The 326-nt window shown below is 45.4% G+C and carries 1 protein-coding gene; it reads right to left on the bottom strand.

Features of this window, described 5'->3' with window-relative positions; all coding sequences use genetic code 11:
- A partial coding sequence (locus CWB60_RS20345) for a biotin/lipoyl-containing protein (protein WP_283240972.1) occupies positions 1 to 326 on the bottom strand: 326 nt, incomplete at both ends.

Here is a 326-nt window from a genome sequence, read left to right as displayed (position 1 = left end):
GATGCTTTATCGCCTTCAACACTTAAAATTGACTGCTCTTCATCTACGCTGTCACCAACAGCGACCATGATTTCTGTTACTTCAACTTCGTCGTCACCAATATCTGGTACGGTTACTTCTTTAGTTGAAGAACCTGAAGCTTCTGCAGGTGCAGACGCCTCAGTTTTAGCTGGCGCTTCTGGCTCACTTTGTGAACCTGACGCTTCGCCTTCAAAAATCATGATTAACGACCCTGTTGTTACCGTGTCGCCTTCGCTTACTTTAATTTCTTTGACTGTACCTGCTTGCGCAGCAGGTACTTCCATTGATGCTTTATCGCCTTCAAC

It is taken from the genome of Pseudoalteromonas sp. S327, from assembly GCF_005886415.1.
Taxonomy (GTDB): domain Bacteria; phylum Pseudomonadota; class Gammaproteobacteria; order Enterobacterales; family Alteromonadaceae; genus Pseudoalteromonas; species Pseudoalteromonas atlantica.
The sequence above is the reverse complement of the archived record's forward strand: the minus strand, read 5'-3'. Positions and strand labels throughout refer to the sequence as shown.